This is a genomic window from Clostridioides difficile ATCC 9689 = DSM 1296 (genome assembly GCF_001077535.1).
GTDB lineage: Bacteria > Bacillota > Clostridia > Peptostreptococcales > Peptostreptococcaceae > Clostridioides > Clostridioides difficile.
In genome coordinates this window covers 3,092,868-3,109,073 of record NZ_CP011968.1, presented here as the reverse complement: position 1 = coordinate 3,109,073, position 16,206 = coordinate 3,092,868, and the positions used below count along the sequence as shown (strand labels likewise).

Sequence of the window (16,206 nt, the reverse complement as noted above, 5' to 3'; positions counted from 1 at the left end):
TACAAAAAAAGAGACTAAATTTAGTCTCTTTTTTATGTGAGAAATACTTAAATATATAAAGATGTAATTTATTTAAGTATGATTATTATACTATACAATAAAATAATTGTCTACTATTCTATAATTTTAAGGTATAATAATAATTGTATGATAAAAAAGGAGGTCAAAAAATATGTCAGTTTTAGATGCAATCTTAGATAAAGCGGATGAACAAGAAATTAAAAAATTAAATTTAATAGTAGATAAAATAGAATCTTTAGAAAAAGATATGGAAATCAAAGAGAATGAACAATTAAAAGAAATGACAAATACTTTTAGACTTAGATTAGACAAAGGTGAAAGTTTGGATGATATACTTCCAGAAGCATTTGCTGTTGTTAGAGAGGTCTCAAAAAGAGTTTTAGGAATGCGTCAATATAAAGTTCAGTTAATTGGAGGTATAGTAATTCATCAAGGAAAGATAGCTGAGATGAAGACTGGTGAGGGGAAAACTTTAGTTGAGGTAGCTCCAGTATATCTAAATGCTTTAACAGGAAAAGGTGTACATGTAATTACAGTAAATGATTATTTGGCAGAACGTGATAAAGAACTTATGCGTCCAGTATATGAATTTTTAGGATTGACTGTAGGTGTAATTTTATCTAACCAAGACCCAAGTATAAGAAAAGAACAATATAAATGTGATATAACTTATGGAACAAATAGTGAATTTGGATTTGACTATTTAAGAGATAATATGGTGCCAGATTTGTCTCATAAAGTACAAAGGGAACTAAACTTTGCCATAGTAGATGAGATAGACTCAATATTAATAGATGAAGCTAGAACTCCACTTATTATTGCAGGAGATGGTGATGAAGATTTAAAACTTTATGAGTTAGCAAATAACTTTGTAAAAACTGTTAAAGAAGAAGACTTTGAGATGGATAGAAAAGATAAAACTATAGCATTAACAGCAAGTGGTATAAGCAAAGCTGAGTCATTTTTTGGTATAACAAACCTTACTGATATAAAGAATATAGAATTATATCATCATATAAATCAAGCTTTAAGAGGTCATAAGCTTATGGAAAAAGATGTTGACTATGTTATCTCAAATGGAGAAGTAATGATAGTTGACGAATTTACAGGAAGAGTAATGGATGGTAGAAGATATACAGATGGACTTCACCAAGCTATAGAAGCCAAAGAAGGTGTTGAGATAAAGAATGAATCTAAAACTATGGCTACTGTGACTTATCAAAATTTCTTCAGACTATATGAAAAACTTTCTGGTATGACTGGTACTGCAAAGACAGAAGAAGGGGAATTTGAGTCAATCTATAAATTAAATGTTGTCCAAATACCAACTAATAGACCAGTTATTAGAGCTGATTTGCATGATAAGGTATTTAAAACAGAAGAAGAAAAGTATAGTGCTGTTGTAGAAGAAATAATAAGGATACATAAGACTAGACAGCCAATACTCGTGGGAACAGTTTCTGTTGAAAAATCTGAGAAGTTATCTAAAATGCTTAAGAAGCAAGGTATTAAGCATCAAGTCTTAAATGCTAAACAACATGATAAAGAGGCAGAGGTAATTTCTAAAGCTGGTAAATTAGATGCTATAACGATTGCTACAAATATGGCAGGTAGAGGTACGGATATTTCTCTAGGTGCAGGAGATAAAGAAGAAGAAGAAAAAGTTAAAAATTTAGGTGGTCTTTATGTTATAGGAACAGAAAGACACGAATCAAGAAGAATTGACAATCAGCTTAGAGGGCGTTCTGGTCGTCAAGGAGACCCAGGTACATCAAGATTCTTTGTAAGTCTTGAAGATGATGTAATAAAGCTTTATGGTGGAAAAACTATAGAGAAACTTATGAAGAGAACAAGTTCAAAGGAAAATACGGCTATTGAAAGTAAAGCACTTACAAGGGCTATAGAAAGAGCACAAAAAGGTGTAGAAGGTAAAAATTTTGAAATAAGAAAAAATGTTCTTAAATATGATGATACTATTAATGAGCAAAGAAAGGTTATATATAATGAAAGAAATAAAGTGTTAAATGATGAAGATATAAAAGAAGATATTCAAAAAATGGTTAAAGACATCATACAAGAAGCAGGAGAAACTTATTTAATTGGAAGAAAAAGAGATTATTATGGATATTTTAAACATTTATATAGTACATTTATGCCTGCAGATACATTACTAATACCCGGTGTAGATAAAAAAAGTGTCCAAGAGATAATTGATAGCACATATGAAATTTCAAAAAGGGTTTATGACTTGAAAAAGATGATGATTGGTATTGATAAAGTTGCGGAGTTAGAAAAAACAGTACTTTTAAAAGTGGTTGATCAATACTGGATAGATCATATAGATGCTATGGAACAGTTAAGACAGTATATAGGTCTTAAATCTTATGCTCAAAAAGATCCGTTTAAAGAATATGCTTTAGAAGGATATGATATGTTTGAAGCTTTAAATAAAAATATAAGGGAAGCAACAGTACAATACTTATATAAATTTAACTAAAAAAGTTCATGTAATTTTTATTAAATGAAAAATAAAATATTTTGATTCTTTATATTGTAATTACAATTAAATAATTAAGGAATACAAATGAAAAAGAAGCTGAAAATCAGCTTCTTTTTCTGTGTGAGAAATACGGAAAAAAGAGATGCTTGAAATTTCTTTCTTCCATTTAATATTATACTATAAAGAAGATGAAAAGTCTATTAGTTATAAACTGGATTATTAAAAAAAATTACAATTTTGTTACTTTTTTGTATACATAAATATTAAAAAAATAAAATATAAGAAAAAGTTTATATCTTTTGGTTAATTATTACAATAAGTCTCATTTATTGAAATAATATCAAATATATATTATAATTGGTAAATAAGGAAAAAATAATAAAAATTTGAATTTTTTAGGGGGAAAATACCATGAATAAAAAAAATCTTTCTGTAATTATGGCTGCTGCAATGATAAGTACATCAGTAGCTCCAGTTTTTGCTGCAGAAACTACACAGGTAAAAAAAGAAACAATAACTAAGAAAGAGGCTACAGAATTAGTTTCGAAAGTTAGAGGTTTAATGTCTCAAAAGTATACAGGAGGTTCTCAAGTTGGACAACCAATATATGAAATAAAAGTTGGTGAGACTTTATCAAAATTAAAAATAATAACTAATATAGATGAATTAGAAAAATTAGTAAATGCTTTGGGAGAAAATAAAGAACTTATTGTAACTATAACAGATAAAGGGCATATAACAAATAGTGCAAATGAAGTAGTTGCAGAAGCAACTGAAAAATATGAAAATTCAGCAGACCTTTCCGCTGAAGCTAATTCTATAACAGAAAAAGCTAAAACTGAAACCAATGGAATTTATAAAGTTGCAGATGTAAAAGCTTCATATGATAGTGCTAAAGATAAGTTAGTTATAACTTTAAGAGATAAAACAGAAACAGTAACTTCTAAAACTATATATGTAGGTATTGGTGATGAAAAAGTTGATTTAACAGCAAATCCAGTTGATTCAACTGGAACAAATTTAGACCCTTCTGCAGAAGGATTTAGAGTAAATAAAATCGATAAACTAGGTGTAGCAGGAGCTAAAAATATTGATGATGTCCAATTGGCCGAAATAACTATAAAAAATAGTGACCTAAATACAGTTTCACCACAAGATTTATATGATGGATATAGATTGACTGTTAAAGGTAATATGGTAGCAAATGGTACATCAAAGTCAATTAGTGATATTTCAGCAAAAGATTCAGAAACAGGAAAATATAAATTTACTATTAAGTATACTGATGCATCTGGAAAAGCAACAGAGCTTACTGTAGAAAGTACTAATGAAAAAGATTTAAAAGATGCCAAAGCTGCATTAGAAGGTAATTCAAAGGTTAAATTGATAGCTGGAGATGATAGATATGCAACTGCAGTGGCTATAGCAAAACAAACAAAATATACTGACAATATAGTTATAGTTAATTCAAATAAACTAGTTGATGGATTAGCAGCTACACCACTTGCTCAATCTAAAAAAGCACCTATATTATTAGCATCCGATAATGAAATACCAAAAGTAACTTTAGATTATATAAAAGATATAATTAAGAAAAGCCCATCAGCTAAAATATATATAGTAGGTGGAGAATCAGCAGTATCAAATACAGCTAAAAAGCAATTAGAATCAGTAACTAAGAATGTTGAAAGACTAGCTGGAGATGATAGACATATGACTTCTGTAGCAGTAGCAAAAGCTATGGGGTCTTTTAAAGATGCATTTGTAGTAGGTGCGAAAGGGGAGGCTGATGCTATGAGTATAGCTGCCAAAGCTGCTGAACTTAAGGCTCCTATAATAGTAAATGGCTGGAATGATCTTTCAGCAGACGCTATCAAATTGATGGATGGAAAAGAGATTGGTATAGTTGGTGGTTCTAACAATGTATCTAGTCAAATTGAAAATCAACTTGCTGATATTGATAAAGATAGAAAAGTTCAAAGAGTTGAAGGAGAAACAAGACATGATACCAATGCTAAGGTTATAGAAACATATTATGGCAAGCTAGATAAACTATATATAGCAAAAGATGGATATGGAAATAATGGTATGCTAGTAGATGCATTAGCAGCAGGACCTCTAGCAGCAGGTAAAGGTCCAATACTTCTAGCTAAAACTGATATAACAGACTCACAAAAGAATGCACTTAGTAAAAAATTAAATCTTGGTGCAGAAGTAACTCAAATAGGTAATGGAGTTGAATTGACAGTAATACAAAAGATAGCTAAAATACTAGGTTGGTAATAACTTATACTGTGGAGAAGATTCCTTAATTAATACAGGAATCTTTTTCTATAATTATGCTATTTATTGTAAATTATAACATTTTATAAAGTAGGAGGATGTAGTAGTGGTAGATGCAACTTTATTTTTTACACCACATCAAGATGATGAAACCTTAAGTATGGGAAGTGCTATAATTGAACATGTTGAAAAAAGTGATACACATGTCATATTATGTACAGATGGTAGTAAATCTATAATAAGAAAAGTTTTGGATGATGGAGGGTCATGTTCTTATCATATTAAAGATGTTCATAAATACTCTTTATCAGAAAATGAATTTTCAAAAGATAGAGATGAAGAATTTAAGGATAGCTGTGAAGCAATGGGTGTAAAAGAAAGTAATATACATATAGAAGATAATAGAGCACATGATGGTGAGTTAAGTAAAGAAAAGGCAAGGGAAATAATACTTAAGTACTTAGAAGAATATCCAGATGCAAAAGTAAAAACTGTTACTCCGTTTAAAGCTAGTGGAATACATGAAGACCATAGGGCATTAGGAGAAGCTGCACTAGAGTTATATAAAGAAGGCAAAATAAAAGATTTAAGATTTTATGTAGAACCATATGACTATAAGGATTTTAAAAAAGTTAATCCAAATGTAGAGGTATGGAAGGTATTACCTAGTCAAGAAGAGAAATTATTAAGTGCAATGAATGCATATAAAAAATGGAATCCTGAAAGTGGACATTATGCTATAGGATACCATTCAGTAAAATCTCATTTTGATGAGCTAGCTACAAATAAAATACAGTATGTACATGCTCCATAAAATATTATGAAAGAATTAGGAGGTAAGAATTAATGAAAATATCAAAAAAGATAGTGTCCTTGTTAACTATAACATTTTTAACTATTATGTTATATGGAAATACATCTAATGCATCTACAAAAGATACATTAACAGGTTCTGGAAGATGGGAAACAGCAATAAAAATAAGTCAAGCTGGATGGACAAAGTCTGAAAGTGCTGTATTAGTAAATGATAATTCAATAGCAGATGCTTTATCAGCTACTCCATTTGCAAAGGCAAAAGATGTACCAATATTATTAACTCAAAGTAATAAATTGGATAGTAGAACAAAAGCAGAATTAAAAAGACTTGGTGTGAAAAATGTATATTTAATAGGTGGTTCAATTGCATTAAGTTCAGAGATTGAAAAGCAGTTAAATGCAGAAAATATAAGTTTTGAAAGAATATCTGGAAATAGTAGATATGATACTTCTTTAAAATTAGCTGAAAAGCTAGATAGGGAAAAATCTATATCTAAAATAGTAGTAGTAAATGGAGAAAAGGGTCTTGCTGATGCAGTGAGTGTTGGAGCTATAGCTGCTCAAGAAAACATGCCAATAATACTTTCTGATTCAGAGAATGGAACTGAAGTAGCTGATAATTTTATAGATAGTAAAGATATAGAAAAATCGTATGTAATAGGTGGTACATATTCTATTTCTAATTCTGTAGAAAGAAGTTTACCAAATGCAACAAGAATAGCAGGTAGTAGTAGAAGTGAGACAAATGCAAAAATTATAGAAGAATTTTACAAAGATACTGATATAAAAAATATTTATGTAACAAAGGATGGTACAAGGAGTAAGCATGATTTAATAGATTCTTTAGCTGTGGGTGTATTAGCTTCTAAAAATGGTTCTCCAATACTTTTAGCAGGAAATAAGCTAGATAGTTCTCAAAAAGATGTGTTAAACACTAAAATTATAGATAAAGTTATTCAAATTGGCGGATTGGGTAATGAAAATGTTGTAGAAGATGTAATAGATATGCAAGAAGAAACTAAGTATACTGTTGAAACTATTGATGAACTTAATGTTGCTATAAAAAAATCAGATGCAAATGACATCATAAGATTTAAGCCAGAAAAAGATAAAAATATAACTAATTCTTTTAAAATAGAAACAAATAAAGCTATAACTATTGAATTTGATGGTATATATAAACAATCAATAACTATAGATATGCCAAATGGAGATATAAAAAACTTTGGGGACATAGATAATGATCTAGTAATAAATAATATAAAAAATGAGACTTTAGTTAACGAAGGAAGTATACAAGGGATAGATGTTTATGATGAGAATGGATGTAAAATAGAGAATGAGGATTCTGGAGAAATATGGCTTATAACGATACTTAAAAATTCAAAAGATGTATATATTTTGAATCGTGGAGAAATAACTAAAATATCTAATAATTCTTCTAGTGTAACAATAAAAAATTCAGGTAATATTAATACTATAAGTGGAAGTGAAGAACCATCAATAAGTGGTAAAAAACCTATAACTAATGATACAGATAAAGATGAAGATAAAAAGGCACGTGGTTTATATCCTAAAGTAGAATCTTGTATACCTGCTTTAAAAGATTATGTAAGAATAACTATATCAACAAAACCAGAGAGTTCAAAGTATAAAATTTATTATAGAGTAGTTGATGAAAAACCATCTGCGAAATATGTTGGAGAAAAAATTAGTACTAAAGGTTGGAGTATGGTTACAATATCAAATCAATCTTTTATTGAAAGAGCCAAAGATGGATCATATATAGAAGCAGTAGAAATAGATACCTCAAATAATGAAGTTTCACGATGGGGAAAATCTAGCATTACAGATGATGGAATTTAGACATTAAACTTATTCATTTTGCAGATTACTATTTAGTAATCTGCTATTTATTTTTTAAAAATTATCATCTTGCTAAACAAGTAATTTAAAACTATAACAACTATATTAGTAAATATTTTTACAATAACATCATTTACAAAAAGCAAATCAATCATTACATACATAATTAACATTTCAACGACACCAGAAAGTAGCCTAAAACTAACAAAAGACAAAAATTCCTTAAATAAGAACTTTATTTCAATTCTTTTACTTTCAAACACAAAAAACTTATTAGTAACATAAGCAAATAAAACAGCAAGTATCCATGCCAAAGCATTTGCAACCATAAAATTAAATAAAATAACTCTAGTAAAAAATAAATACGAAACTATATTTACAAGAGTAGTAAATGCTCCAAAAAATAAATATAATATTGTCTCTTTATACTTTTTTAAAATCAAATATAATCCTCCTAAGCTAATTTAATATAAATATACTTAAAGATACTAACAAACATTAGTATAGCACATCTATTAATAAATCAATATATCTTAAAATATTATAAAAAATAAAACTATAATATTCTATAATTAATATGTACTCATAATCCATATTTTATCAAAATAAAATATGACCTTAATTTAGAAATCTGATATAATAAAAATTAAATACATATAAGGGGGTAAACATGAGAAAGTACAAATTAAAAAAATTGTCAAAGCTACTAGCATTGTTGACAGTTTGCTTTTTAATAGTGTCAACAATACCTGTCTCAGCAGAAAACCATAAAACTCTAGATGGAGTAGAAACTGCAGAGTATTCTGAAAGCTATCTTCAATACCTAGAAGATGTCAAAAATGGAGACACAGCAAAATATAATGGAGTAATACCTTTTCCACATGAAATGGAAGGTACAACACTTCGAAATAAGGGTAGAAGTAGTCTTCCATCAGCATATAAATCAAGTGTAGCATACAACCCAATGGATCTTGGTCTTACTACACCAGCAAAAAATCAAGGAAGTCTTAATACATGCTGGTCTTTTTCAGGTATGTCAACTTTAGAAGCATATCTTAAATTAAAAGGATATGGAACGTATGACTTATCAGAAGAACATTTAAGATGGTGGGCAACTGGTGGAAAATATGGATGGAACTTAGATGATATGTCAGGGAGTTCAAATGTAACAGCTATAGGATATCTGACAGCATGGGCAGGTCCTAAGTTAGAAAAGGACATACCATATAATCTTAAATCTGAGGCACAAGGTGCAACTGAACCTTCAAATATGGATACTGCACCTACTCAATTTAATGTAACAGATGTTGTTCGTCTTAATAAAGATAAGGAAACTGTAAAGAATGCTATAATGCAATATGGTTCAGTGACATCAGGTTATGCACATTATTCAACATATTTTAATAAAGATGAAACAGCATATAACTGTACAAATAAGAGAGCTCCATTAAATCACGCTGTAGCGATAGTAGGATGGGATGATAATTATTCAAAAGATAATTTTGCATCTGATGTAAAACCAGAATCAAATGGAGCATGGTTAGTAAAAAGCAGTTGGGGAGAGTTTAACTCTATGAAAGGATTCTTCTGGATTTCTTATGAAGATAAAACTCTACTAACAGATACAGATAACTATGCAATGAAATCAGTATCAAAACCAGATAGTGATAAAAAAATGTACCAACTTGAATATGCTGGTCTTAGCAAGATAATGTCAAATAAAGTAACAGCAGCAAATGTATTTGATTTTAGCAGAGACTCTGAAAAACTTGATTCTGTTATGTTTGAAACAGACTCTGTAGGAGCAAAATATGAAGTATATTATGCACCAGTGGTAAATGGAGTTCCTCAAAACAATTCAATGACAAAACTTGCAAGTGGAACAGTATCATATTCTGGATACATAAATGTACCTACTAATTCTTACAGCTTACCAAAAGGTAAAGGAGCAATAGTAGTAGTTATAGACAACACAGCAAATCCTAATAGAGAAAAATCAACTTTAGCATATGAAACTAATATAGATGCATATTATTTATATGAGGCTAAAGCAAACTTAGGTGAAAGCTACATACTTCAAAACAATAAGTTTGAGGATATAAATACATATAGTGAATTTTCTCCTTGTAACTTTGTTATAAAAGCTATAACAAAAACATCTTCTGGACAAGCTACTTCAGGAGAATCTTTAACTGGAGCAGATAGATATGAAACAGCAGTTAAAGTTAGTCAAAAAGGATGGACTTCTTCACAAAATGCAGTATTAGTAAATGGAGACGCAATAGTGGATGCTTTAACAGCTACACCATTTACAGCAGCAATCGACTCTCCAATTCTTTTGACAGGAAAAGATAACTTAGATTCAAAAACTAAGGCAGAGTTACAAAGATTAGGAACTAAAAAAGTTTATCTAATAGGTGGAGAAAATTCTTTAAGCAAGAATGTACAAACTCAACTTAGTAATATGGGTATATCAGTAGAAAGAATTTCAGGTAGTGATAGATACAAGACTAGTATATCTCTAGCTCAAAAGTTAAATAGTATAAAATCTGTTTCACAAGTTGCAGTGGCAAATGGTGTAAATGGACTTGCAGATGCAATAAGTGTTGGTGCAGCAGCTGCTGATAACAATATGCCAATAATACTTACTAATGAAAAAAGTGAGTTGCAAGGTGCTGATGAGTTTTTAAATTCATCAAAAATAACTAAGTCTTATATAATTGGTGGAACAGCTACTTTATCATCAAATTTAGAAAGTAAGCTTTCAAATCCAACAAGACTTGCAGGAAGTAATAGAAATGAAACTAATGCTAAGATAATAGATAAATTCTATCCTAGCTCAGATTTGAAATATGCTTTTGTTGTTAAAGATGGTTCAAAGAGTCAAGGAGACTTGATAGATGGACTAGCAGTAGGAGCATTAGGTGCTAAAACTGATTCACCAGTAGTTCTAGTTGGAAATAAGTTAGATGAAAGTCAAAAAAATGTACTTAAGTCTAAGAAAATAGAAACTCCTATTAGAGTTGGTGGAAATGGAAATGAAAATGCTTTTAATGAACTAAATACTCTTTTAGGAAAATAGTGAATGGAAAGATAGTAAGGATATACATTTTATTATTAAAAAATGTTCAATAGAAGTTTATAAATATAAAATAACAAAAAGGGGTGTCTCAAAATGAACTTTTTAGTTCATGAGGCACTCTTTTTTGTTGTTTTATATTTTTATCATTTAAATAATGAAAAATAGGCTTGTCTATATTTTTAGATAGTTTTCTTATTATTGATGAAAAATGTAATAATTTTAAACTGTAAAATAGTGTAAAGTTATTTTATAATATAAATATAGTAAGATTTTAAACAAAATAAGGGGGAATAATAATGAAAGCACCAAAAACTATTTTAACAATACTGACAATAGCGCTTACTTTAAGTAGCATTTCTATAATACCATCATATGCACTTACAGAGGAAAAATTAATAGGTAATGGTAGATATGAAACTGCTGTAAAGATAAGTCAAAAGGCATACAGTTCTAGTTCTAATGTAGTGTTAGTTAATGACAATTCATTAGCTGATGCACTTTCAGCCACACCATTTGCAAAGGCTAAAGGAGCACCAATACTTTTGACAGAAAGTGATAAGCTAGATGATAGGACTGAAAAAGAGATAAAACGTCTAGGAGCTAAAGATATTTATTTGATAGGAGGTACTGCTGTACTTAATAAAGATATAGAGAACAAGTTAAAAGGTAATGGACTTAATGTAGAAAGAATTAATGGTAAGGATAGATATGAAACTTCACTGATTTTGGCTAATAAGCTTAAGGATATAAAAGATATTAAGGAAGTTGCTGTAGTAAATGGTGAAAAAGGATTAAGTGATGCTGTTAGCGTTGGAGCACCAGCAGCTCAAAATAAGATGCCTATAATTTTGTCTAGTCCTAAGGACGGAGTAGAAGCATTTGATAAATTTATAAGGGATGAGAAAGTTATAAAAGCATATGTAATTGGAGGTACGACTTCAGTTTCAAGAGCTGTAGAAAAGAGTCTTCCTAATGCAGAAAGAGTGAGTGGGAAAGATAGAAATGAGACTAATGCTAAGGTCATAGAAAAGTTTTACACTGATACAAATTTAAGTAATTTATATGTAACTAAGGATGGTAGTAAAAATGAGAATCAACTAATAGACTCGTTAGCTGTTGGAGTATTGGCTGCAAAAAATGAGTCTCCTGTTGTTTTGGTTGGTAATAAATTAAACACAAAACAAAGGGACATACTTAGTACTAAAAAATTAAATACTATAACACAGGTAGGTGGAAATGGAAATGAAGAAGCTTTTGATGAAATTAAAAGTCTACAAGAAAAAACTGTGTTTGAAGCAAAAACTGTTGAGGAATTAACTGATATGATAAATATAGCAAGTCCTAATGATATTATAAACTTTAAACCAAAAGAGAATACTGTAAATGAAGCTTTTAGAATGGTAACAAATAAACCAATAACTGTGAATATAAAGGGTGATTGTTCAAAGACTCTTACAGTAGATATGCCTAATGGTGAAGTGAATAACTATGCTACTTTGGTAAATGTTATAGTTAGAAATATTGGAGAAGGTGGATTTAATAACCATGATACAATCACTATATTGTCAGTTCGTGACAAAAATGGTAGAGTTATAGAAAATACTAGAAATTCAGATATAGATACGTTGATGATATTAGCTTCTGCTAATGATACAAAATTGATTAATGATGGATATATAGGAAAACTTATAGATAATTCATCTAATAGTGATATAACTAATAATGGTACTATAGATAAAAAAGTTAATCAGGTTGAAGATTTAGAGGCTAAAGTAGATTCAATTGAAAAAGCTATAGATTCTATAAGTCAAAAAGTCAATAAAATACAAGATATACTAGATAAGCTTGGATTTCTAAAGAAATTTCTTAGCTAAGAATATATATATTTAAGTGAAGTGTGTGTTGTAATTGTTCTAAATTTATGTAGTTAAACAGGTTTATATACAAATAGATTTATAGATAAATATGTAGTTTAGTATATATTTGAATAAGCTTTGGGGAGGTAACATGGGGATTGGAATTGAATGTAACAAAAAAATAAATAAAAGTATTGACAAAACTAGAATAAAGAAAAATAATCTAAATAGCAATAGCAATAGCAATAGCAATAGCAATAGCAATAGCAATAGCAATAGCAATAGCAATAGCAATAGCAATAGCAATAGCAATAGCAATAGCAATAGCAATAGCAATAGCAATAGCAATAAAATTTCAAATAATGCTGTAGATTCTAAACTTATGAATAGTAGGATTAAATCAATAGATATAATAAGAGGGCTATCAATAGCCCTCATGATAGTCTGCAATAATCCTGGGACTTGGATGAGAATGTATCCTCAATTAAGACATGCTGTATGGCATGGTGTAACACTTGCAGATTTTGCATTTCCTTTTTTTGTTATATCTTTAGGTGTTACAATTCCAATATCAATAAATAGTAAGATAAAAAATAATAAATCCACACTGAGTATAATACTTAGTATATTCAAGAGAAGTATCTTATTGATATTATTTGGATTTTTCTTAAATTACCTAGGAAATCCTGATTTAGATACTGTAAGAATACTTGGAGTACTTCAACGTATGGGATTAGTCTATTTTGTGACTAGTTTAGTATATTTACTACTAAAAAAATTAAATGTTGGAAGTACTGCTACAATAATTACTTTTCTATGTATATCTACATTTATAATAGTTGGGTACTACATATTAGCAAAACCTTATGGATTTGAGCTAGAAGGTTCTCTTGCACAGTTAGTGGATTTACATTTCTTCAAGGGACATTTGTACAAGCCAGAATTTGAACCAGATGGTTTTTTAACTAGTATAGTAGCAATTTCTTCAGGTATGTTGGGATGCACTATGGGATGTGTACTTTTAAAAGAAAATCTAGGAGAATATAAAAAATTCTTTAAAATACTGGTTATGAGCATAATCCTGCTAATAGGTGCTTTTATCTTTAATCAGTATTTTCCATTTAATAAAAGATTATGGTCTAGCTCATTTGTACTTTTAATGGCTGGCAGTTATGGTATATTACTGTCAATATTTTATTTTATATGCGACATCAAAAATAAAAGTAAAATATTTACCCCAATAATAGCACTTGGAAGTAGCCCTATTTTTACATATATGTGCCTTGAAATATTAAGTCATGTTTTTTGGAATGTTCCAAAACTTACGAACAAAGTCGATTATCCAACTACCTTGGTAGAGTGGACTACATATGAACTTATAACACCTTGGGCAGGTACAACTTGGGATTCTCTTATATTTTCTTTATTGTATGTCCTATTCTGGGTTATAGTAATGTCTATAATGTACAAGAAAAAAATATTTATTAAAATTTAGTGCAATATTTTTAGATGATAAAGTCTTTGATTTGTTCAAATATACGGAAACTATCAGATATAATCAAAATTTCTCCTCGATAAAATTTAAAAACCATGCCATAAAAGATTACAAAAAGTTTACAATTTGTAATTTTTTGTGCTATAATGAAAAAAGATTTACATAATATTGAATTTATGTAATATAAAACAAGCTTAAGATGTATTAAAAAAGATTTAAAGATTTAAAGAACCAAAAAATTAGGGGGGATATGATGAAAAAAACAACAAAATTATTGGCAACAGGAATGTTGTCTGTAGCAATGGTGGCACCAAACGTAGCTTTAGCGGCTGAAAATACTACTGCAAATACAGAATCTAATTCAGATATTAATATAAATTTACAAAGAAAAAGTGTAGTGTTAGGAAGTAAATCTAATGCAAGTGTAAAATTTAAAGAAAAATTAAATGCTGATTCAATAACATTAAATTTTATGTGTTATGATATGCCACTTGAAGCTACTTTAAATTACAATGAAAAGACAGATTCATATGAAGGTGTAATAAACTATAACAAAGACCCAGAATACTTAAATGTATGGGAACTTCAAAGCATAAAAATAAATGGTAAAGATGAACAGAAAGTTTTAAACAAAGAAGACTTAGAGTCTATGGGATTAAATCTTAAGGATTATGATGTTACGCAAGAGTTTATAATAAGTGATGCAAATTCAACAAAAGCAGTAAATGAATATATGAGAAAAACTTCTGCACCAGTAAAAAAACTTGCTGGAGCTACTAGATTTGAAACTGCTGTTGAGATAAGTAAACAAGGTTGGAAAGATGGGTCTAGTAAGGTTGTAATAGTTAATGGAGAATTAGCAGCAGATGGAATTACAGCTACTCCACTTGCATCTACATATGACGCACCAATATTACTTGCAAATAAAGATGATATACCAGAAAGTACAAAAGCAGAGTTAAAACGTCTAAATCCAAGTGATGTAATAATTATAGGTGATGATGGTTCAGTTTCACAAAAGGCAGTGTCTCAAATTAAATCTGCTGTAAATGTAAATGTGACTCGTATTGGTGGAGTTGATAGACATGAAACATCTTTACTTATAGCAAAAGAAATAGATAAGTATCATGATGTTAATAAAATATACATAGCAAATGGATATGCTGGTGAATATGATGCTCTTAATATTTCATCAAAAGCTGGTGAAGACCAACAACCTATAATATTAGCTAATAAAGATTCTGTACCACAAGGTACATATAATTGGTTATCTTCACAAGGTTTAGAAGAAGCTTATTACATAGGTGGTAGTCAAAGTTTATCATCAAAAATTATAGACCAAATATCTAAAATAGCAAAAAATGGTACTTCAAAAAATAGAGTTTCTGGAGCAGATAGACATGAAACAAATGCAAATGTAATTAAGACTTTCTATCCAGATAAAGAGTTGAGTGCAATGTTAGTTGCAAAATCTGACATAATAGTTGATTCAATAACAGCAGGACCTTTAGCAGCTAAATTAAAAGCTCCAATACTTATAACTCCAAAAACTTATGTTTCTGCATACCATAGTACAAACTTATCAGAAAAAACAGCAGAAACAGTATATCAAATTGGTGATGGAATGAAAGATAGTGTTATAAATTCTATAGCATCTAGTTTATCAAAACACAATGCACCAACAGAACCAGATAATTCAGGTTCAGCAGCAGGAAAAACTGTAGTGATAGACCCAGGCCATGGGGGTTCTGATTCAGGGGCAACAAGTGGATTAAATGGTGGAGCACAAGAAAAGAAATATACTCTTAATACAGCATTAGCAACTACTGAATATTTACGTTCAAAAGGTATAAATGTTGTTATGACTAGAGATACAGATAAAACAATGGCTTTAGGAGAAAGAACAGCATTATCAAATACTATAAAGCCAGATTTATTTACAAGTATACATTACAATGCGTCTAATGGAGCTGGTAATGGTGTGGAAATTTATTACAAAGTAAAAGATAAAAATGGTGGAACAACTAAGACTGCAGCATCAAATATCTTAAAAAGAATACTAGAAAAATTTAACATGAAAAATAGAGGAATCAAGACAAGAACACTTGATAATGGAAAAGATTACCTATATGTGTTAAGAAATAACAATTATCCAGCAATACTTGTTGAATGTGCATTTATTGACAATAAGAGCGATATGGATAAGTTAAATACTGCAGAAAAAGTAAAAACAATGGGAACTCAAATTGGAATAGGAATAGAAGATACAGTAAAATAAAATAGAAAA

General features: G+C 29.4%; 9 protein-coding genes. 8 read left to right on the top strand and 1 reads right to left on the bottom strand.

Features of this window, described 5'->3' with window-relative positions; translation table 11 throughout:
* The first annotated feature begins 172 nt into the window (after nt 1-172).
* The 4 genes from secA (at nt 173) to CDIF1296T_RS14710 (ending at nt 7,486) form a co-directional block, all read left to right on the top strand.
* Entirely contained in the window at nt 173-2,518 is a 2,346-nt protein-coding gene (secA, locus tag CDIF1296T_RS14725; RefSeq protein WP_009891056.1) for a preprotein translocase subunit SecA, read from the top strand.
* Between the two features lie 414 nt (nt 2,519-2,932).
* Nucleotides 2,933-4,804, top strand: coding sequence for a cell wall-binding protein Cwp2 (locus tag CDIF1296T_RS14720; protein WP_009897956.1), 1,872 nt, complete (start codon nt 2,933-2,935; stop codon nt 4,802-4,804).
* A gap of 106 nt (nt 4,805-4,910) precedes the next feature.
* Nucleotides 4,911-5,618 carry a PIG-L family deacetylase gene (locus tag CDIF1296T_RS14715; RefSeq protein WP_009897954.1) on the top strand — a complete coding sequence of 236 codons (708 nt, stop codon included), beginning with the start codon at nt 4,911-4,913 and terminating at the stop codon, nt 5,616-5,618.
* 32 nt (nt 5,619-5,650) lie between these two features.
* Entirely contained in the window at nt 5,651-7,486 is a 1,836-nt protein-coding gene (locus CDIF1296T_RS14710; protein WP_009897952.1) for a cell wall-binding repeat-containing protein, read from the top strand.
* 47 nt (nt 7,487-7,533) lie between these two features.
* Here CDIF1296T_RS14710 and CDIF1296T_RS14705 read toward each other — a convergent pair whose 3' ends face one another.
* Nucleotides 7,534-7,929, bottom strand: coding sequence for a GtrA family protein (locus CDIF1296T_RS14705; RefSeq protein WP_009897950.1), 396 nt, complete (start codon nt 7,927-7,929; stop codon nt 7,534-7,536).
* A gap of 227 nt (nt 7,930-8,156) precedes the next feature.
* Between CDIF1296T_RS14705 and CDIF1296T_RS14700 the strand changes: the two genes are divergently transcribed.
* From CDIF1296T_RS14700 to CDIF1296T_RS14680, 4 genes are all read left to right on the top strand, one after another.
* Nucleotides 8,157-10,568 (top strand): cell wall-binding cysteine protease Cwp84, encoded by a 2,412-nt coding sequence (locus CDIF1296T_RS14700; RefSeq protein WP_009897948.1) that lies wholly within the window; start codon nt 8,157-8,159, stop codon nt 10,566-10,568.
* Nucleotides 10,569-10,864: 296 nt separating this feature from the next.
* Nucleotides 10,865-12,442 (top strand): cell wall-binding protein Cwp5, encoded by a 1,578-nt coding sequence (locus CDIF1296T_RS14695; RefSeq protein ID WP_009897945.1) that lies wholly within the window; start codon nt 10,865-10,867, stop codon nt 12,440-12,442.
* A 133-nt stretch (nt 12,443-12,575) separates the two neighbouring features.
* Nucleotides 12,576-13,919 (top strand): acyltransferase family protein, encoded by a 1,344-nt coding sequence (locus CDIF1296T_RS14685; protein WP_196341781.1) that lies wholly within the window; start codon nt 12,576-12,578, stop codon nt 13,917-13,919.
* 253 nt (nt 13,920-14,172) lie between these two features.
* On the top strand, nt 14,173-16,197 hold the full coding sequence (locus CDIF1296T_RS14680) for an N-acetylmuramoyl-L-alanine amidase (protein WP_009897942.1): 2,025 nt from the start codon (nt 14,173-14,175) through the stop codon (nt 16,195-16,197).
* The last annotated feature ends 9 nt before the right edge of the window (nt 16,198-16,206 follow it).